Below are 20519 nucleotides of genomic sequence, written 5' to 3'. Positions count from 1 at the left end.
GAGGCGAGCAGGTCGCGGACCTGTGCCTCACGTGGCGACAGGTGACCGCCGTAACCGGCCCGGCCGCGCGGGTTGGGGATCCTCAGGCCGAGTTCACGCAGCAGGCACTGGCAGCGGGCCGCGTCGGACGCCGCCCCCAGGCGTTCGAAGGTGGCGATCGGCCCGGCCAGGCGGGCAGCGGCCTCGTCGAGGTCGGCGCGGGTGCGGGCGGCGCACTCCGCCGTGAGGGCGGCCCGGTAGGGGCGGCCGATGTCGCTCCACCGCGCCGCCGCGAGGTCGAAGGCCGCCATCGCCGCGTCGGGGTCGACGGCGCGCAGCAGCAGGCCCCGGCACTGGTGCCGCTCGGCGACGGCGCCGGGCGCGTCCCGGCCCTCGATGGCGGTGGCGTGGCGCGCGGCCAGGGCCTCGGCCTCCTCGGGCCGGTTCAGCGCCAGGAGGGTTTCGACGGCGGTGGGGACAAGGTCCCAGGCCCAGGCCCAGGCCTCCTTGCGGTCCAGGAATCCCAGGAAGTCGAGCGGGTCCGTGAGGGCGCGCCAGGCGGCCCCCGGGTCGTTGCGAGCCAGGTGGAGGCGGGCGGCGCCGGCGGCGGCGCCGAGCGAGTCCAGGTGCAGGCCCCGGGCCAGGACCTCGTCGAACTCGGCGGCGGCCTGCGTGGTGAGCCCACGGGCGGCGGCGGTGAGACCGCGCACGGCGGCCGACAGCCCTCCGGAGCCCACCCGGCTGTGGGGAGAGCGCTCCTCGAAGGCTGCCAGACCGTGCTCGGCCTCGTCCCAGCGTCCGGCCTGCCAGTCGACCATGATCTGGTGACCGTCCAGGTGGAATTCCACTGCGGGTGTCCGGCTTCCCGGTGCCATGGACCGCGCCTCGGTGATGGCGGCGGCGGCCCGCGCGTCGTTCCCGACGGCGACCGAGCTGCCGACGGCACGGCAGAGGAGCCTCGCCGTGCCCTGGACCACGCGCTGGTCGCTGTCCTCGCGGGGCAGCGCCGCCAGCAGCCCGGGGACGGCGGGGTCCGCGGCAGTACCGCACAGGGAGACCTTCACGAGGTCGAGGATCGACCGGGCCCGGAGGTCCTCGTTCCCGGCCAGCAGGGCGTAGCCGCGCTCGACCATGGCCCGCTGCTCGGCCAGCGTGAACCGGCCCGTCTCCGAGGCGCCCAGTATGGCGAGCAGCTTGGCGGCGGCGACCGGATCGGCGACCGCCGCCTCCGTCAGGGCGGTCAGCAGTTCCTCCTCGCCCGAGAAGTCACCACCCCCGTAGATCAGGATGACTCCCAGGCTGGCCCTGATCGTCGCGCGAAGCGGCGCGGGCAATCCGGGCAGCCGCAGGATCCGGCGCAGCGCGGCGGCCGTGGCGGTGCACTGCGTGCCGACCGAGGCAGCGTAGACCAGGGCCGACGCCGCACGGGCTAGCTGGTCCGGGGGGAGGTCGGGCTGTTCGATGATCTCGTTCAGCAGGGCGGCGGCGGTGCCGTGGTCGCCGACCGCGGTGGCCTGGTCGGCCGCCGCCTGGGCGTGGCGCAGCCAGGCTTCCCGGTCGCCCAGGGCCCGGGCGTGGTGCGCGATCTGCACCAGCGGCGGCCGGTCCAGTGTCTGCAGCACCTCCAGCACCCGCCGGTGGATCCGGCTGCGCACCGGCCCCGGAATGCCGTCGTAGGCCGCCTCCTGCGCGAGGACATGGGCGAATCCGTAGGCGTCCGGGCCGGTCTGCCGCAGCACCGTCGCGCCGAGCGCCCCCAGGAGGGCCTCATCACCCCGGGCCTCGTCCAGGCCGGCGGCCTCGGCCAGCAGCATCGGTGCGGCCGGGACCGCCAGCACGGCCGCAGCGTTCACCAGGGCCGCCGCGTCGGGGCCCAGCCGTCCGGTCCGCTCGGCCAGCACCTCACCCAGGCTCCGCGGCACCCGCAGCGCGGCCACGTCGGCTCCGCCCGGTGACCGCGCGAGCGCGAACAGGTCCTCCTCGATCACCAACGGCAGACCCCCGCTGCGCTCCAGCAGCGTCCGCACCAGACCGGGTGCCGGCTCGACGCCCAGCACGTCGCGCGCCATCGCCCCCAGCTCCGCCTCACCCAGCGGACCGAGCAAGATCTCCACGCCGCCGGTGGACGGCGGACGGTGGAACGGCACCCCCAGCACCGGCCGGCCACCCGGCAGGTCCTCCGCCCGATACGTCAGCACCAGCGCCGAGTCGGTCGGCATGTCCCGCGCCAGCAACAGCAGCAGCTCCCGGGTCGCCTCGTCCGCCCAGTGCACGTCCTCCACCACCAGCACTGCCGGCGCCACCGCCTCCAACACCGTCCGCACCCCCGACACCACCCGGAAGCGATCCGCTCCAGGAGCGGAGGTCCCGGCCTCCGCCCGGGGCGCCTCCTCGGGCAGCGCACCGGCCAGATCCGGCAGCAGCGGCGCCAGCGCCCCCGCCGAAGCACCGAGTAGCTCCACCGGCGGCAGCCACGGCCCGATCACGCGCAGCGCGTCGATCACCGGCCCGTACGCCAGCGGCTCCCGCAGGGGATGACACCCGCCCGCCAGTACCCGCAGGCCCGCCGTGCTCAGGACCGCCGATGCCTCGGCGACCAGCCGGGACTTGCCGATCCCCGCCTCGCCCTCCACCAGCACCACCGTGGGACGCGCCTCGGACACCGCGCTCAGCAGCTCCCGCAGCTCCACGGCACGTCCCACGAAGGAACAGCTCCGCGTCCCGCCGAGGACCGCTCCACCACCGAGGTCGTCCACACCCAGCTCCCATCGGGCTCGTCGTGCCCACGCCCCCAACATCCACCGTAGTGCGGCCGGAAGCAAGGCGTTCAACCTGCGGGTCTGCGGAAGCTGGCGATTTCTCCCGAGGCGAGGCCGGTCGCGCCCGCGACGGATCGCCGTACCCGTCGATGTCGACCAGGCGGGTCTCCGCCGGCCCGGTCACAGGTTGTGGAGGTGTGCGAACCGGACGATGTGGACGGCCCTGTTGAGGGTGCCGTGCAAGAGGCGTTGTGGGTGGCCGCCTGGGAAGGTGCCGCGGTGTCGTTGCCGGCGAAGTCGTGGTCGCCCCCCAAAGGACCGGACCGCCGCGCGCGAGGCGCCCATGCCCCGCCCGCGTCTCGTCCCGAGGAGACCGGCGGCCCGGCTCCCCCGTGTGAGGGCAGCACCGCGGCGCTCCCGTCCCAGGTGCGTGCGAGCCGATGGTCGACCGGCAGGGGAGCGGCGAGAAGACCCGAAATGCTAATGGGGCGGATAACAAAATCGTATGGGCCGCGCACCGTGCCCACACCCCAAGGCCCGCAATCAGAACTCCCGAATGTGACGCGGAGATTTCAGTCCCGTCACACCCGGCCCAGGTTGATCGGCACATGCCTGACACCTGGTCAGAAATTACCACGCGAAAGCCGCCGAGCCGTTCACGCACCCACCGGAGCCGCCGGATCGAGCGGGGAGGATCTGACCACTTCGAGGCCGTTGCAGGCCCCCAACGCTCCTGATTTCACCCGCACTCGACCGCGTCCGGATCCACGCGGGCCGACCGCGTCGAGCGTCGGCCCGCAGCTCCCCGCCACCGGACCGTCCGTCGCGCATTCTGCGGGGAACACCCCCGACCCCCGAGAGAATCACCCCTGACCGGATCAAGAACAGGACGACAGGACCTCGCCCCTTTCACCCAGCCCGCACGACACTCCCCCGCCCAATTCCATGGACGGATATCCGGGTGCACGAGTATTGACCGCGCCGTCGCACTGCCGCTGTAGTTCCACTTAATCACCCCGCCCCGCTTCGCAGGTTCTGGCGTACCTCTCCACCGGCCAACCGAAGCGGCTGCGGACTCTCTCGTCCGGCCGACCCGCGATGCCCCCACCCGGGCGCAGGCGGCCGCCCAGCGTGCCACGCACCGTCCGTCCCCTGCCCAATCGGGCTGCCCGGACCACCCCACCCCCGCACGGCCACGCCCGGTCCAGGGCCGTGGTTCCACGGCATCGGTCGACACCTTCACACAGGAGAAGAGAATGGACGTCTCGTCCAACACCCTGTCCGATCACATCCACTCCGAGATCAGCCGCCGCAGGGCGGTGCAGCTGCTGGGCGTCGGCGCGGCGGCCGTCGCCGCAGGCTCCGCCATGACCGGTACCGCCGCGGCGGCGGTGGACCCGCTCCCCTCGTCGGGGCTGGTCGCGGCGGTGCTGGAGTACGCCGACGGCTGGACGAACGCCGTCGGGCTGCGCACGCTGCTGGAGCACGCCGGCTTCACCGTGATCGACCTGGACCCGACCAAGGCGGCGACGGCCCAGGCCCAGGCCGTGGACCTGATCGCCTTCGGCTCCTTCACGAACAACGGCCCCCACTACACCACCTACGTGAAGAACTACGGCGCGTCGCTGCAGGAGTTCACCAAGGCCGGCGGGGTGGTGCTCGACCTCGCCCAGTCCGACCGGCCCGGCGAGGGCGTCGCCTACATGTCGACCGGAAACTGGCGGTACGGCACGACCGGGCTGTACGCGGTGCGCACCGACGCCGACTTCAGCACGATCTACCCGGTGGACACCACCCACCCGCTGGTGTCCGCGCTGCTGCCGGCGGACGCCTCCGGTCGGGTGTTCACCGGCCGCGCCACCGGCATCCCTGTCAGCTGGGAGTCGCTCGGGGCCTGGAAGGAGATGCGCGTGCTCCTGGCCTGCGCGCCGGGGACGACCTCCCCGGCTGCCCTGCTGGAGGGCAGGGACTCGATCGTCGCTCCGGACGGCAACTCCTCCGTGGCGGGCAAGGGCAGGTACCTGGTCTCCAGCCTCACCATCGACAAGTGCTACACCACGGCCGGGGTGGCGATCCAGAGCGCGGCCGCCATCGACGACAGCCGCAGGTTCTTCAACGCCCTGACCGGATACGTGCAGAAGGTGAAGACCGGGAAGGCGCCTACCGTGCGTCCCACGCTGTTGTCCCAGGTCGGTCCGCTCGTCGGCCACGTGAGCGAGACCACCGCCAGACTGTGGGCCCGGCCGGGCCTGGACCCGGTGGCCTATCCGACCTGGAAGTTCGTGGTGAAGGCCGGCGGGGTCGTGGTGACGACCGTCACCGCCAGTATCTCGACCGACAACGACAACACCCTCCTGGCGGACGTGACGGGCCTGCAGGCGAACACGGCGTACACCTACACCGTCACCCCGGTGGCGGCCGGCGCCGCTCTCGTCCCGATGGCCGGGAAGTTCACGACCTCACCGGTGGCGGGCACGCCCGCCAAGGTCACCCTGGGCATGGGCTCCTGCGCGCACAACGTGCCGAACTACCTGTGGACGCGGGTCATGACCGAGGGCTGCGAAGGCTTCGTCATGCTCGGGGACACCCCGTACGCCGACAACGACAACCATCCGGCCCTCCCCGGCGCCCCCGCGAGTGGCCTGGAGGTGGTGCGCGCGTTTCACCGGGAGTTCCTGGGCGTGCCCGAGCTCGGGAACATGGTCAGGTCGATGCCGGTCTGGGGAGTCTGGGACGACCACGACTTCGGCGGTAACAACGGCTTCGGCAACACCGTGCTGAACAAGGACATCTTCCGCAGGGCGTTCGTCGACTACAACGCCAACGCCACCTTCGGCCACACCACCGGCGGCACCCAGCAACTGACCGGCCGGGGCACCGGCGAGGGCGTCTACAGCTCCTTCCGGCGCGGCCCGATCGAGATCTTCCTCATCGACCCGCGGTGGTTCTCCGACCCCTCCTCCAACCCGAAGGTCTGCATGGGAGCGGTCCAGAAGGAATGGCTGTTCAACGCGCTGAGCGCCAGCACCGCCACGTTCAAGGTCCTCGCCTCGGGAATGACCTGGTACCGCAAGGTGGGCGGTGAGACGGACCACTGGGCCACCTTCCAGGCCGAGAAGGACGAGGTCTTCAACTACATCAACCAGAAGAAGATCCGCGGCTGCGTCCTGCTCAGTGGCGACATCCACGTCTCCCGTGCCCTGAACAACGGCAACACCCGGGTCGGTTACGACCTGTGGGAGTACGTCGTCAGCCCCGTCCACCGCATCACAGCCGGCGATGTCCACACCGACACTCCCCCCGAGTTGAAGTACAGCAAGGCCGAGCCGTACACCTTCCTCAAGCTGGTGGCCGACACCACCGTGACCCCGGCCAGGCTCACCGCCACCTGGATCAACCGGGACGGCCAGACGGTCTTCGAAGTCGACCGCCCGGCAACCGATCTCGGCTACCCGGCCTGACACCCCGGCCGGTGCGGGACCGCGCAGCAGCCGCGATCCCGCACCGACCACCCCACCCCCTCCGGTCCGACAGTCAAGGAGAGCCCCCCATGCTCCGCAACGGCCTGGAACCCTGGCACCTCATCGTCGTACTCGCCGTCATCGTGCTCCTCTTCGGCTCCAAGAAGCTCCCCGAAGCCGCCCGCGGACTCGGCAAGTCCCTGCGCATCCTCAAGGCCGAGACCAGGGCCCTCCACGACGACACCCCACCCGACACCCCCGCCGAAACCGCCCAGGCCGCGCAGCCCGCCCAGGCCACCTCGGAGACCGCCGCCCCGGCGGCCATCCCCTCACCCAGGACCGAGACACCCCCCACCGGCCACATCACCACACACAGCACCCTCCACCCGAACACCCCCTGACCCCACCCAGGCAGGCCCCAACGGCCCCGACCGGTCCCGGCACTCGGCCGACGCAGCCCGTACGTACCCGCCCAGGCGCAAGGCCGGCCACCCCGGGCCGGGTCTTCGCACCTCCTCAAGACCCCGGGCACCGACGGACTGGGTGGGACCTCCCGTCGGTGCCCGGCCCCGGCGGCCGACATGCTCCGCGACACCCTCGAATCCTGGCGCACCTCTTCCTTGTCGCCGCGATTGCCGTCGCCCTGCACGGTCCCAAGAACTCGGGCGACGCCCCCCTCACAAAGCACCCCGGCCGTCGGCACGTGACACCAGCCGCGATCACGTACCCGCCGTCCGGGTCCGCCGTCCCACATCCCACATCCCACTGACGTCTCCGCACCGTCGGCGGCAACGGTTCCACCGGACCCCACACGCCAGCAGGACCGAGCCAGGGGCGCCTCTTCCCAAGCCTCACACAACGGCCCCACCGCCCCACCCCGTAGGACACGCTGTAAGGAGCATCCACCCATGTTCAGAAGATCCGCCCTCCGGACGCCCTCCGGACGCACCACCCCCACCCCCGTCACCCGTCCGGTCACCTCGCTCGTGGCCGCGCTCACCCTGCTGGCGGGTTCCGCCGCCGTGTTCCCCGCGCTGGCGGCAGCCGCGCCCATCCCCAACCCGTACGGCGCGAACGACGCCCCGGTGCTGATCGTGCTCGGCCAGAGCAACGCCGAGGGATGGTACGCGGACCTGGACGCCACCGATCAAGCGAAGTGCCAGTCGCTCAGCCGCGTCAAAGGCCTGAACCGGACGGACAACCGGGTGGCCGGAGCGACGAGCGCAACCTGGTCGCAGTACACCTGCAACGGCAACAACCTCGGTGCGGTGGAGGGAACGGGCCTCAACTACAACGTCGCGTCGGCGACCGCGCTGCGCTGGCAGCGCGCCACGGAGGCGGGCACGGCCCTGCCCGACCTCAACGTGATCCACATCGCCTGGGGCAGCCAGGGCATCCAGGAAACCGACGGGACGAACACCCGGTGGTGGCCGGACCGCGACCCGACCGACGTCGAAAGCCTGTTCCCGCTGGCGATGAACACCATCACCAACGGCCTGCGGGCCCTGCAGGACGCCGGCAAGCAACCGCGCGTCATCGGCATCCACTGGAACCAGTGGGAGGCCGAGGCGTCGAACAAGTCGACCATCAGCGTCAGCAATGTCCAGCAGGCGTTCCTCAAGGTCCTGGAGCCGCTGCAAACGATCACCGGTGCCCCCGACGCCCCGGTCTTCCTCTACCGCCCGCGCTCGGCCGGCTACGACAAGACGTCGACGCTGCAGGCCAAGGACGCGCTGGTGAAAATCGCCGCCACCGCCCCCTACAAGCTGCTCGACGCGAAGGACGCCACCGCGCTGACGTACTCCGCGGACTACGCCACCTCGCAGCCGGGTGCTTACCTCTACACCCTCCGGGACAGGACGGAGCAGCAGATCGAGGACACCACGTGGACCATGACCGCCACGGAGAAGCGGCTCGGAATCTTTGCCTTGGACGGTAAGCACTACATCGGCGACGTGCACAAGTGGTTCGCCGACCAGCAGTGGAAGACCGTCTTCACCGACAAGCGGTACGGCACGCCGGTGAAGGCCACCGTCAACGCCGCGCTGGGCAAGCCCGCCACCCAGTCCTCCACCCACGCGACGGGGGAATTTGCCGGACGGGCGGTGGACGGCATCACCAACGGCGTCTACGCACAGGCGACCCCCAGCTACACCACGAGCGAGGCGCAGCCGTGGTGGCAGGTCGACCTCGGCGCGAAGCAGCAGATCCGGTCGGTGGAGGTGTTCAACCGCACTGACTGGGTCATGGACCGCCTCAGCGACTTCGACGTCATCGTGTCGGCCACCGACCTCACCGGCCGCGGCTGGGCGGACATCCAGGCCGACCCGGCGGTGAAGAAGATCCGGATCACGGGCACCGCGCCGGCGAAACTGACCGTCCCCGTGGGTGCCGACGGACGCTACGTCCGCATCCAGCTCGCCGGCACCAACTACCTCACCCTGCCCGAGGTCCAGGTCAACGTCCCCACCGGCTGACCCCCTCCGACCGCACACCGCCGCGGGGACGGCCGGCAACGCCTCACCATCCCCGCGGCACCACCCCTCACAGCGGTCAGGCTCGGGCCACCGTGGCAGGACTGGTCACCAGTACCGGCTCCGGCTGACCCGGGGCTCACACGCCCCCGCTCCGCGAACGCCCCGAGGGGCGTTCGCGGAGCACACGTCGTAGCGGGCGGCCCCCGCCCGCTACGGTGCCTGTCCGGCTGACGGTGCGCTTGACGCCGTCCCGCAGCTTGATGCCGGCGTTCACCAGCTGGTTGTTCTTGACGACGTAGTTGCCGGAACCGTCGTCCAGGTCGATGTCCCACGCGTTGTCGTGCCAGATCCTGGACGTTTCGATCGCTGCTGGGTCGGGCCCGCAGGGGCGGCCCGCAGGGTGGTGCGCCCCTGAAAGGATCGGGTCACTCGCAGCGTCGCCCCTGGTTGACGCAGCTGGTCATCTGCTCCAGCAGGCTGTCGTTCATGTTGTTGACGAAGTAACCGTGGTCGGTGATCGGGTTGTGCAACTGCTCGGGGAAGCTGTCGACGGCGTATCGGAGCCCGGCCGGCACGTCGTAGGCGATACGCTCGACCAGCTGAGGGATCGCCTTGAAGTCCTTCGGGCAGGCACCCGTGGCCTCCGAGAAGGCGGTGTGGGTCCGGTGATTGGCGCTGTCGATGTTCCTGCCGTCCCAGCAGTCCGGGAACTTGAGCGTCCGGAGGACCCTGCTCCCCTGCGGGCAGATCGGGTACCTGCCGACGACCTGACGGTTCTCCAACCCGGTGCAGCTCCACGACGCCCGGACGTTCGCCGACCCGGTGGTGAAAGCCTTGGGATCACCGGTGATGATGCGCAGGAACCGGGCCATCGGCTGGACGGGGTTCCCGACCCTGGAGGTGTACGTGATGTCCACCTCGACCGGGACGAGGATCCGCCCCACGTTCCGGTCCAGGCTGCCACCGGGAGATCCGGGGTCGTCAGTGCCGTCGAGGACCCGCAGGACGGGCCAGAAGTACGCCGACCGGTCCCCGTTCGAGCAGGTGGTGCCCGAGGCGGCGAGCACGGAGTCGGACGAGACCGCGTCCGTGGCCACGTTCCCCACGTAGTCGTGCGTGTGGTGCGCCCCGTTGCTGACGCCAGGGGCCACGATCACATTGTCGGAGTTGAGGTGGCGGTCCTCGTTGCGCCCGCACCGGGACCTGAAGGAGCCGGTGGCGGACCCCTTCGGGAGGGGCGCCGCAGCGTTCGGGGGGACGTGGTAGATGTCCACGAACCCGCTCTTGGGGAGGTAGTCGCTCTGCGCCGGCGCCTTGGTCCGGGCGACGGCCCCGCCCTCACCGTCGGCGCTGTACACCTTGGCCGACTCCTCGACCACCCGATCGTGCCTCACCACGCACGTCGCCGTCCCCGAGAGGTCCTTGGGCAGACCGGATCCCAGACCCGCGCTTTCCGACAGCTTCTTCAGCGTCTGCGCCCGTCTGTCGGCGAGGGCAGCCAGCACGCTCCCCTCGGTGTCGCCCGAGCCGGGCGCCGACAACCGGCTGTACGCGTCCGCCACCTGGGAGTCCAGTTCGGCGAGTGCTCTGCCCACCGCCTCCCGCGACGCTTCCGGCACGTCGCTCAGGGCCGCCCCGGCGTCGGCACAGCCGACGGTACCGAGCTGCGGCGCCGCCGCCGGCTGCCCGCTCCACGGGAGATCGTCGGCGAAAGCCCTCACCGCGCTGGTACCCAGGATCCCCGCTGACAGCAGGGCGACGACTCTTCGCTTTGACGCACGATGTTGACGGGACTTCATGTTCCTCACACTCCTCGGACGTGATCAGGCCTGCCGAGCACGGCCGGCCTCGCCGCCGGGTACACCGGCGGGATGGCGAACGACCCCGGAAGACGGCCCACCAAGGGCACGTCAGAGCCGGTCACGGCCGTTCCTGGCCTTGCGCTTCCTCCCTCAGATCCGGCATGGGACACTCAGCGCCCGTTCCTCCGGGCATCCCGCTGGAGCCCGGATGTCTGCGGAGGCTTGCGGGCCCAGCTGAGCGACACCATCGCGTCCTCGAACGGCACGGCCGGCGCCACCACGGCGGTCCGACTCTCCAACCAGCGTGCGAGCACCCCGGGCATGCCCGGCATTAGGTCGGGAATCAGCAGGTGGGACACCACCCCCTTGATGCCGGTGGCAACCTCCCCGTCCGAGCGACCGGGCGGAGGCACCGCCGGTAGCGAGTACAGCGCCACCGCCTGGACCGTGATCGGCTCACCGTCCTGCACCCCGCCACCGTGCGAGTCCTGACCGGACCGTGGCCGTCCCGCCGTGCCGCCCTGACCCGTTGGACCGTTGCGGCCCCTCACGCCATCTCGACCTGCCGTGCCATGGAGGCCGCCGAGCCGGTGCCGCGCGGGTTCCCGGTGGCCGGCGCCCCCGGCGGAGTGAGACCACTCACCGCGCCCCTCTTCCCGTGACGCCGCGACTCCCCCGACCGGAACCTGCCGGGAGCCCACCGCCCCGCACGGCCGGGGCGGAGAGGGCCCCGGTGGCCGTCGTCGGACTCCCGTCGCCTTCCGATGCCAAGAATTCGTACAGGGGCCATACCGGCGACCTACTGACGGAGCATGCTTCCCGCATGGCGGTACCCCTCTCGCTGAACCCCCGACCTCCACCGGCCCGACATGCTTGGAGATGGTCCTACCGGAAGTTCAGCCCGCCGAGTTATCAATCCGTTGCCTTCTGCACAATATCGACACCCGGCACCCATTCGTGGAGGATGGGCCAAGGGGTCGCAATTGCACTCCCCGGCTCCGCCCAAAGACTCCACGGAAATCCACTCGGCGCCACCCTGTTCACGCAAAGCCTTCAGCACCACTCCGCCGGACACGCGCACCCTCGAAGGATGAGTTGACTTATCGTCACCCAGCCTCTGGTGCAAACAACTTCGCTCATGTCAGGGGGCCATCGCCGGATCACGGGGAGTCGTGCCGAGCCCCCGGATCGACGAGTGCCCGTCCACTCCGGCGGTGTTGACCCAATGGGTACTCTCTCGGGCAAGCCATGGGCAGCCATGCCCGCCGGGGCATCGCAGGAAGCCCTGAACGCCTGCGCCGCGGCCCTCGGGCCCGAATGCGTCGCGCCACATTGACTCAATCCAGACCGTACGGTCCGGACTCGCCGGCCGGCAGGCACGCCCCGGTGAACTCCCTTTCCGCAGCATTCAGTTGCAGTCGGGTCACGCGACCTGAGCTACCTGATCAAGCCTCGCCGTGAAGGTGAGTCCCACAGATTGATCACGCCCCGGAATCCGCCCTGGGAGCGGGCAGTTGGTGGACAGCGGTCACTGTGGGGGGTGGTCAGGCGAGGGCGGGGGCGGGCTGCTCGTTGTCGTGGTCCGCGTGGGCGAGGTGTTCTTCGAGCTTGTCGCCCTCGATGTCCGGGTCGGGCACGAGGCGGCCGTACCACGTGGGGTGGTACCAGATCCGCTCGCCGACGACGGCCATGAGGGCGGGGACGAGGGCGAGGCGGACGATGAAGGCGTCGACGAGGACGCCGATGGCGAAGCTGAAGCCGATGGCCTTGGTGATGGGATCATCGGTGACCATGGTGGCGATGAAGATGGACACCATGATCAGGGCGGCGGCGGTGACGACGCGGGCGGACAGGCCGGTCCCGGCCGCGGCGGCGGCGCGGGCGTCGCCGTGCTTGGTGTAGTGCTCCTTGATGCGGGAGACGACGAAGATCTCGTAGTCGCTGGACAGGCCGAACATGATGGCCAGCAGGATCACCGGCAGGAAGCACAGGGTCTGGGTGGGGACGATGCCCAGGGCGTCGCTGAACCAGCCCCACTGGAAGATCGCGACCTGCGCGCCGAACGCGGCCCCGGTGGAGAGCAGGAAGCCGAGGATCGACTTCAGCGGAACCAGGATCGTGCGGAAGGCGAAGGTCAGCAGGACGAACGCGAGGGAGACGACGACGATCAGGAAGACGGGGAGGCTGTCGCCGAGTTTGGCGGCGATGTCGATGTTGGTGGCGGTGACGCCACCCACCAGGAGGTCGGCGCCGGTGCCGGCGGCGAGTTCGGTGCGGCGGTCGCGGATGTCGTGGACGAGTCTGGTGGTGGCGGGGTCGCCGGGGCCGGTGGCGGGGACGACGCTGATCAGGGCGATGTCGTTGACGACCGCGGCCGGGGCGGCGTGGGCGACGCCGTCCACCTTGCCCAGGGCGGTGCTGATGGCCCGAGCCTTCTCGGGGGTGTCGACGCGCTGGGCGACGATGGTGAGGGTGCCGTTGTAGCCGGGGCCGAAGTGGTCGGTCGTCAGGTCGTAGGCGCGCCGGGAGGTGTCGCTGGTGGAGCGGGCGTCGGCGCCGGGCAGGCCGAGGTCCATGCTCAAGGCGGGGACGGCCATCAGGCCCAGGCCGAGGAGCCCGGCGACGAGCACGGGTACGCGGCGGCGCACGACCCAGTTCGCCCAGCGGGTGCCGGCGAGCTTCTGCGGGGCGTGAACGGAGTTCTCGGTGGCCTTCTTCGCCCGGCGCAGGCCGGGCAGGCGGGAGTAGCGGGTCAGGCGGTCGCCGGCGAAGCCGATGAGGGCGGGCAGCAGGGTCAGGGCGATGATCAGGCTCAGGGCGACGGTGCCGGCGGCGGTCAGGCCCATGACGGACAGGAACGGGATACCGACCACGGTCAGGCCGCACAGCGCGATGATGACGCTGAGGCCGGCGAACAGGACGGAGCTGCCCGCGGTGCCCGCGGCTCGGCCGACCGCCTCCTCGGGGTCGTGCCCGGCCTGGAGGTTGGCACGATGGCGGGAGAGGATGAACAGGGCGTAGTCGATGCCGCAGGACAGACCGAGCATGGCCGCCACCGCGGTGGAGGCCGAGGTGATCTCGAAGACGGCGGCGAGCGTCATGATGCCCGTCATCGAGACGGCCACGCCGACCAGGGCACTGATCAGGGGCAGACCACCGGCGACGAACGAGCCGAAGGTGACCAGCAGGACCACCAGGGCGACGGCCGTACCGATGGCCTCGGAGCTGGCGACCGCCTTCTCGTGCGGGTAGACCGCTCCGGAGAACTCCACCTGGAGGCCGGCGTCCTTGGCCGTCCGGGTCGCCGCCTCCAGCTTCCGGGTGGTGGCCTCCTTCACGTTCCCGGCGGCGGTGTCATAGGTGACGCCGGCGAGCGCGATCGCGCCGTCGGGTGAGACCAGCTTCGCCTCGAAGGGGTTGGAGGCGGCGGTGACCTGGGGGACGGAGCCGACGTCGGCCACCGTGCGGGTGATCGCCTCCCGGTAGTCGGGCTCGGTGACGGCATGGCCCTGGGGGGCGGCGAAGACGATCTGGGTGGAGGCGCCGGACGCGGCGGGCAGCTTCTCCTGGAGGACGCTCACGGCTCGCTGGGCCTCGGTGCCGGGGATCGTGAAACTTTCGTCGGTCTTGCCGCCGCTGGCATAAGCGCCGCCGATGGCCAGGATCGAGATCAGCAGCCAGGCCGTCAGCGTCGCCCGGCGGTGACGGAAGCACCATCTCGAAAGTCGGTACAGGTACGTGGACACAGCCGCGCGCTCCTTGGGGCATGGCGCGCCTCACGGGCGCCACCTTCGGACTTTTGCCGACTGTAGCATTTTTGCGCTCGGACGTAATTATGCGTGGTGAGATACCATTCGTGCATGGTCATTTCTTCACCGACACCGGAGTCGCACCGGGAGCGCGTCAAGGCCCAGCGCCGCGACGACATCGTCCGGGCGGGCATGCGCCTGTTCACCGAACACGGCTACGACGGCGCGACCATCGCCGACATCGGCCGCGCCGCCAACGTCGCGCCGCGCACGGTGCAGCAGTACTTCCCGGCCAAGCAGGACATCGCGCTGTCCCTGGCCAACGACATCGCCTCCCGGCTCACCGCCACCCTCCAGGAGCACCCCGACGTCAGCTTCCTCGACGCCGTCGACCGCTGGCTCGTCCGGGAGGCCGAACTCAACGACCCCGAACTCATGGCCCTCAACCAGGCCATGTTCGAGGCCAATCCCGAACTCCAGGCCCTCTGCATCAACCAGCTCACCGACGCCGTCCGGCTCTGCTCCGCCGGAGTGAGTGCCGAGACCGGGCTCCCCGTCGGGCACCCCCTCTACACCGTCGTCGTGTCCGCCGCCGCTGCCGCCCTCTCCGAATACATCCGCACCGCCCACCACTACCGCGACGCCCCCGACCTCCACGCCCACTTCATCGCCTGCCTGCGCGCACTCCTCCACGCCGCCCGCGAACCCCGGCCGCTCCCGCCGAGAGAGCCGGTCCCGGCAGCGGAAGCCTGAGGCGGGCGCCCCCCGCTTCGGCACTCCGGCCGATCGCACACCCGCGGGCCCGGCGGCCCGAGGTGGCGACGCCGGGCGTGGAACGGGGTGGGGCTGCTCAGGGACACGGCCCGGCCACTGTGCGTCCAGCTCACCACGCGGGCCACGACGCCCTACGGGTGGTTCAGCTGAACAGTGGTTCGATCGCGAGGGCGTGCCGGAAGATGTCGCGAGGGTCCCAGCGCGCCTTGATCTGTTGCAGGCGGGGGTAGTTGGCCTTGTAGTACAGGGTGTGCCAGGGGACGCCGGAGGTGTTCCAGGCCGGATCGGCGAGGTCCCTGTCGGCGTAGTTGATGTAGGAGCCGTCGCTGACGTCCCCGGGGACGGGGACGCCTCCGGAGTCGCGATACACGTCCCGGTAGAACTCGCGGACCCAGGCCAGCCGGGAGGCGTCCTCCGCCTCGTCGGCCCAGACGGTGAAGTAGACGGCCTTCATCACCGAATCCCGCTGGGCGACGGCGGTGGCGGCGGGGGCGACGGCGTTGACCCACCCGCCGTAGCCGACGAGGAGCATGCCGCTCTCGGTGCCGCCGGTGTCGTTGGTCAAGTGCCGGTAGACGGTGGAGAGCTGGGCGTCGGTCAGCCGACGGCGCAGGTATCCGCCCTTGTCCTTGTAACGGCGGGTGCCGATGTTGCCGGGCTCACCCGTACCGGGCCAGGTCACGGCCTGCAGCCAGGGCAGGGTGCGTCGGAGCGTGACGGGCGGGGTGGTGCCGGTGCCCGCGGTCACGGCGGAGACGAAGCCGGTCAGGAGGGCGTCGGCGTCCGGTAGGCCCGCGTCGACCTGTACCGTCATCTCGACGGCTCCGGTGGCGCGGTGCCCGGCGATGAGGACCGCGTACAGGTTCGCGCCACGCGAGCCGGGCGCGCTGTTGCGCTCGTGCCAGGTACCGAAGTTGCGCAGCAGGGCGCTGAACGCGCGCTGGTTCATCGTCTCGTCCCAGGGCCAGTGGACCAGGGCCGTCAGCAGCGTGCCCGGCGCGGACGGCAGAAGGCGCGAGGGGTCGTCGGGTGGCCGGGGGCCGGCACCCTCGGGCTGCGGGGAGCGCAGCCAGTAGCGGGTGACGACGCCGAAGTTGCCGCCACCGCCACCGGTGTGGGCCCACCACAGGTCGTGGTGCGGATCGTCGGGATCGCGGGTGGCGACGACCGCACGGGCGGTGCCGTCCCGGTCGACGACGACCACCTCGACGGCGTGCAGGTGGTCGACCACCGAGCCGTGGCGCCGGGAGAGCGGACCGTACCCGCCACCGACCAGGTGACCGCCCGCGCCCACCTCGGGGCATCCGCCGGCCGGGATCGTCACGCCCCACCCCTTGAACAGGGTCCGGTAGACCTGCCCGAGGGTCGCGCCCGGCCGCACGGTGAAGGCGCCCATCGCGGGATCGAAGTCGACGGCGTCCATCGGGGAGAGATCAAGCAGGAGCCGTACCTCGGGGTCGGCGGTGAAGTTCTCGAAGCAGTGACCGCCACTGCGGACCGCGATCCGACGTCCGGTGCGGACCGCGTCGGAGACCGCCCGCACCACCTGCTCGGTGGAGCCGACCAGGCGGATCTCCTGCGGGCTGCCGACGAAGCGGAAGTTGTCGCCGTGCGCCAGGCTGTCGTAGCGGACGTCACCGGGGTGGACCACGACCGGCCCGAACGGCGCCGCCCCGCTCCGACCGCCACCGACCACCACCGCGCCCGCATTCTCGCCACCCACCACCTGGACGGCCCCGCCCACGGAGGCGCCGACGGCCACCGCACCGGCCCTGGTGAGCAGTTGGCGTCTCCCCAACCCCTCGTCGATCGACCGTTCCATCGCGTCGTCCTCCCCGGCGTGCGGGTGTTCCTCGGTGCCCGCACGCTACCCGCCCACCCCGGCCGAACCTCCTCGCCACACCCCGTACCTGACACGCCTCACCGGATCGGGCTCCTGGTAGGAGGAACCGGAGCCGCACCGACCGGCCGGGAAGCGCAGCACCCGCCGACGCACCCGGCGCGACCGTCCGGCTCCTGTCGGGTGGTTCCCGGGCGAGTCCCGTGCTGTGCGCGCGCCGTCGACCCGCCCCGGGGCGCACGCTGCCTGCGTGACCGCGCCGGCACGGGCGCGGCGCGACCGGAGGAGGAACATGACACGCACAAGCGGCCGCGTCGCCGCCCTGGCCGGTGCCGTCGCGGTGGTCGCCGCCACCACCCTGGCCACCCCCGCGGCCGGCCTCGCCACCCCGGCCGCCACGGCCGGGGTCGGCGCTGGGATCACCGGGCAGGCACCCTGCCCCGAGGCACCCGAGTTCCTCTGCGGGACCCTCACCGTGCCGCTCGACCACAGCGGCGCCACCCCCGGCACCCTCCACCTGCGGGTGGCCGTCACCGGCAACACCACCGCGCCCAGGGGCGACCTGCTCTTCCTCACCGGCGGCCCCGGCCAACCCGGCGTCCCCTCGATGAGGCGGACGGCGACCAGCCTGGAACCCGTCCTCAAGGACTACCGTCTGGTGATGTTCGACCAACGCGGCACCGGCCGGGGCGCGCTCCAATGCCCCGACCTCCAGGAGGACATGGGCACCTCCGACCTCGCCGTGCCCCGCCGGCGGTCGATCGCCGACTGCGCCGCCGCCCTCGGCCCCGACGCCCGCCACTACAGCACCGCCGACACCGTCGCCGACATCGACCTGCTGCGCCGCGCGCTCGGCGCCCGCCGCCTCACCCTGGACGGCGTCTCCTACGGCACCTTCACCGCCCAGCGCTACGCGCTCGCCCACCCGACGCGCGTGAGCCGCCTGGTACTCGACTCGGTGACGCCGCGCCGGGGCCTCGACCCCCTGGACCTGGCCGCGCTCCCCGCGACCGCCCGGATCCTGCGCGCCGCCTGCCGGGCCACCGGCTGCGCCACCGACCCGGCCGAGGACCTCGCCACCACCGTCCGCCGCTACGGCAACGGGGCACAGATCCTCAGCGCCCTCACCGGCTACGAGTTCGTCGACCCCGACTACGGCGGCGTCCCGGACATCCTGCACGAGGCCGCCGCCGGACGCCCCGCGAAGCTCCAGGACTTCTTCGACCTCGTCCGCCGGGAGGTCGACGCCGCGCCGGCCGAGGAACTCAGCCAAGGCCTGCACTCCGCCACCCTGTGCGCCGACTCGCACTTCCCCTGGGGCACCACCGACACCCCCGTCGAAGGCCGCGCGGCCGCGCTGGAACGCACCCGCGAACACCTCACCGCCGAACAGACCTGGCCGTACGACCCGGCGACCGCGACCGGCCTCGGCAGCCTCCTGGTCTGCCTCGACTGGCCGCGCCAACCGGTGCCCCCGACCCCGCCGGACCACCGCGAACTGCCCCGCGTCCCGGTCCTGTTGCTCGGTGGCGACCGCGACCTCGCCACCCCGTACGAACTCATGGACGAGTACACCGAGTTCGCGCACCACCCGCGGACCGTGATCGTCCCCGGGGCCGCCCACTCGGTGCAGAACCGGGCCGAGAACCCGGCCGGACGGCAGGCCGTCCACGACTTCCTGCTGGAGTAGCGCGAGCCCGGCGGCGGCCACCGCCGGGGCACGGCCCGGCCCTCGGCGGCGAGGCGGTGGCCGAGCGCCGCGAGATCGCCGGGGAACCGCGGACGACCGGGGCGACGTCCATCCGGTGACGTCGCCGGGGACGACATCGCCCCGGTGATATCGTCCGCTGATCGAGAACGGCGGCCCCGGAGGCCGTCGGGGTGCGCCGTCCACGGCGCCCCCGGCCCGGTGCGCCCGAGCCGGAACCGCCTTCGCGCGGGTCCGCACGGGGACGGCGTTCTCGACCGGCGGCGTCCGCCGACGCCCCCGGCCCTCCCGGGCGGGGCGACGGTAGCGGCGCATCGAGGGGACACGGGAGAGGTCAAGCATGACTCGCGCAGACGCCCGGGCTGTCGGCGACGTCGTGGCCGGTCGGTTCGAGCTCCGGGAACGCCTCGGCGCCGGGGGCATGGGCACCGTCTGGCGGGCCCACGACTCCGGGCTGGAGCGCGACGTGGCCCTCAAGGAGATCCGCTCCGGCGGCCACGACGACCCCGAGCGCACCGCCCACCTGCGGGAGCGCGCGCTGCGCGAGGCCAAGGCCCTGGCGCGGATCAACCACCCCAACGCGGTCGCCATCTACGAGGTGGTCGACGACCGGCCCCACCCGTGGTTGGTGATGGAGCTCGTCGACGGCACCCCCCTCGACGCCCTGCTGCGCGACGGCGCGCTGACACCCGTCCACGCCGCCCGCATCGGCCTGGACGTCCTCGCCGCCCTGCGCGCCGCCCACACCGCGGGAATCCTGCACCGCGACGTGAAGCCCGCGAACGTCCTCGTACGGCCGGCCGGCGGCGCCGTCCTGACCGACTTCGGCATCGCCGCGCTCCAGGGCTCCCACACTCTCACCGCCACCGGCGACCTCATCGGCTCCCCCGAGTACCTCGCCCCCGAGCTGATCCGCCGCGCCGGGAACACGGTCGGCCCGCCGAGTGACCTGTGGTCGCTCGGGGTGCTCCTGTACACCTGCGTCGAGGGGGTCAACCCGATGCGGCGCGACTCCGTCTGGGAGGTCCTGGTCGCCGTCTGCGACGAGCCCGTGCCGTCCCCACCGCACGCCGGCCCGCTCGCCGCCGTCATCACCGCGCTGCTCGACCGGGTGCCCGATGCCCGGCCGGACGCCGAGGAGACCGCCAGGGCGCTCGCCGCCGTCCGCGACGGGCAGCCGTACCTCCTCGCCGCCGGCGCGACGGTCGTGCGCGAGGAGGAGTCGACCCGCCGGCCGCCGTCGGCTCCGGGCACCGAACCGGTCGCCACCGCCCTCCTCCCGGAGGGCACCGGAGCACCGGCCGGGGTGCGCCCGCGCCGGCGCCCGCCACGGGCGGCCATCGCCGTCGCCGGAGTCGCCGCCCTCGCCGCCGCCGGCATCGGCGGGTACGCGGCACTGCCCGGCTCGGGCGCCGCCGCGACCGGCCCCGGCGGCGCCACGCCCCCGGTGACCGGCACCGCCGCCCCCGCGCCGACGGCGTCGGGCCTGTGGATCGCCCAGCTCTCCGCCGTCCCGCACGGCTCCGACCGGGCCGCGCTCGACAAGGAACTCCTCGCGCTCCAGCGCCAGCTCCCCGGCGCCCGGATCCTCAACAGCGACGACTGGAAGTCGCTCAACCCCGGCTACTGGGTCGTCTACACCACCGGTGACTTCCCCGACGGCGACGGCGCGCTCGCGTTCTGCGCCGCGCACGGCCGGAGCAAGTGTGTGGGCCGCTACCTCAGCCAGGACCCGACCGACGGTCGCTTCATCTGCGTGGCCGCGCCCGGGTCCGACCGGTCGGGCGGCCGCGAGGCCTGCCACCGTCCCTGACCGGCGCGGGCCGGGCGGGCGGACCCGGGCGCGGCCCCCGTGCGGGGGGCGGGGGGGGGGCCCCGGCGGGGGCGGACCGGCCAGGTGTCGGGCGCGGGGGTAGTCGTACCCGGACGCCAGCCGGGGGGGGGGCCGGGCGGGGGGCGCCGCGGTGCGG

11 protein-coding genes are annotated in these 20519 nt (G+C 72.2%); 6 read left to right on the top strand and 5 right to left on the bottom strand.

The window, feature by feature from the left end:
* The coding region (locus ACFXHB_RS40305; RefSeq protein WP_380581377.1) for an ATP-binding protein at positions 1-2681 on the bottom strand (2681 nt) is incomplete at its 3' end.
* Between the two features lie 1313 nt (positions 2682-3994).
* Between ACFXHB_RS40305 and ACFXHB_RS40300 the strand changes: the two genes are divergently transcribed.
* The 3 genes from ACFXHB_RS40300 (at position 3995) to ACFXHB_RS40290 (ending at position 8676) form a co-directional block, all read left to right on the top strand.
* Positions 3995-6199 carry an alkaline phosphatase D family protein gene (locus ACFXHB_RS40300; protein WP_380581374.1) on the top strand — a complete coding sequence of 735 codons (2205 nt, stop codon included), beginning with the start codon at positions 3995-3997 and terminating at the stop codon, positions 6197-6199.
* Positions 6200-6288: 89 nt separating this feature from the next.
* Positions 6289-6600 (top strand): Sec-independent protein translocase subunit TatA, encoded by a 312-nt coding sequence (gene tatA, locus ACFXHB_RS40295; RefSeq protein WP_380581372.1) that lies wholly within the window; start codon positions 6289-6291, stop codon positions 6598-6600.
* Positions 6601-7107: 507 nt separating this feature from the next.
* The gene (locus ACFXHB_RS40290; protein ID WP_380581370.1) at positions 7108-8676 is read left to right on the top strand and encodes a discoidin domain-containing protein; all 1569 of its coding nucleotides are present in this window, start codon (positions 7108-7110) and stop codon (positions 8674-8676) included.
* A gap of 425 nt (positions 8677-9101) precedes the next feature.
* Here the strand turns inward: ACFXHB_RS40290 and ACFXHB_RS40285 are convergent, their stop codons facing one another.
* The 3 genes from ACFXHB_RS40285 to ACFXHB_RS40275 all read right to left on the bottom strand — a co-directional run bounded on the left by ACFXHB_RS40285 (position 9102) and on the right by ACFXHB_RS40275 (position 14224).
* A complete protein-coding gene (locus ACFXHB_RS40285; RefSeq protein WP_380581368.1) occupies positions 9102-10475 on the bottom strand; it encodes a DUF1996 domain-containing protein in 1374 nt (457 codons plus the stop codon).
* Positions 10476-10648: 173 nt separating this feature from the next.
* Positions 10649-10948 (bottom strand): hypothetical protein, encoded by a 300-nt coding sequence (locus ACFXHB_RS40280; RefSeq protein ID WP_380581366.1) that lies wholly within the window; start codon positions 10946-10948, stop codon positions 10649-10651.
* A 1074-nt stretch (positions 10949-12022) separates the two neighbouring features.
* Complete coding sequence (locus ACFXHB_RS40275; RefSeq protein WP_380581364.1) at positions 12023-14224, bottom strand: MMPL family transporter; 2202 nt, start codon at positions 14222-14224, stop codon at positions 12023-12025.
* A 114-nt stretch (positions 14225-14338) separates the two neighbouring features.
* Between ACFXHB_RS40275 and ACFXHB_RS40270 the strand changes: the two genes are divergently transcribed.
* The gene (locus ACFXHB_RS40270) at positions 14339-14980 is read left to right on the top strand and encodes a TetR/AcrR family transcriptional regulator (RefSeq protein ID WP_380581362.1); all 642 of its coding nucleotides are present in this window, start codon (positions 14339-14341) and stop codon (positions 14978-14980) included.
* Positions 14981-15143: 163 nt separating this feature from the next.
* Here ACFXHB_RS40270 and ACFXHB_RS40265 read toward each other — a convergent pair whose 3' ends face one another.
* Complete coding sequence (locus tag ACFXHB_RS40265; protein ID WP_380581360.1) at positions 15144-16823, bottom strand: FAD-binding oxidoreductase; 1680 nt, start codon at positions 16821-16823, stop codon at positions 15144-15146.
* Positions 16824-17133: 310 nt separating this feature from the next.
* On the opposite strand from ACFXHB_RS40265, the gene ACFXHB_RS40260 reads away from it, so the two are divergent.
* Complete coding sequence (locus tag ACFXHB_RS40260) at positions 17134-18531, top strand: alpha/beta hydrolase (RefSeq protein WP_380581358.1); 1398 nt, start codon at positions 17134-17136, stop codon at positions 18529-18531.
* A 358-nt stretch (positions 18532-18889) separates the two neighbouring features.
* Positions 18890-20362, top strand: a complete 1473-nt coding sequence (locus tag ACFXHB_RS40255; RefSeq protein WP_380581356.1) for a serine/threonine-protein kinase — start codon at positions 18890-18892, stop codon at positions 20360-20362.
* Positions 20363-20519: the final 157 nt, after the last annotated feature.

The sequence above is a fragment of the Kitasatospora sp. NPDC059327 genome, assembly GCF_042752535.1.
GTDB lineage: Bacteria > Actinomycetota > Actinomycetes > Streptomycetales > Streptomycetaceae > Kitasatospora.
The sequence above is the reverse complement of the archived record's forward strand: the minus strand, read 5'-3'. Positions and strand labels throughout refer to the sequence as shown.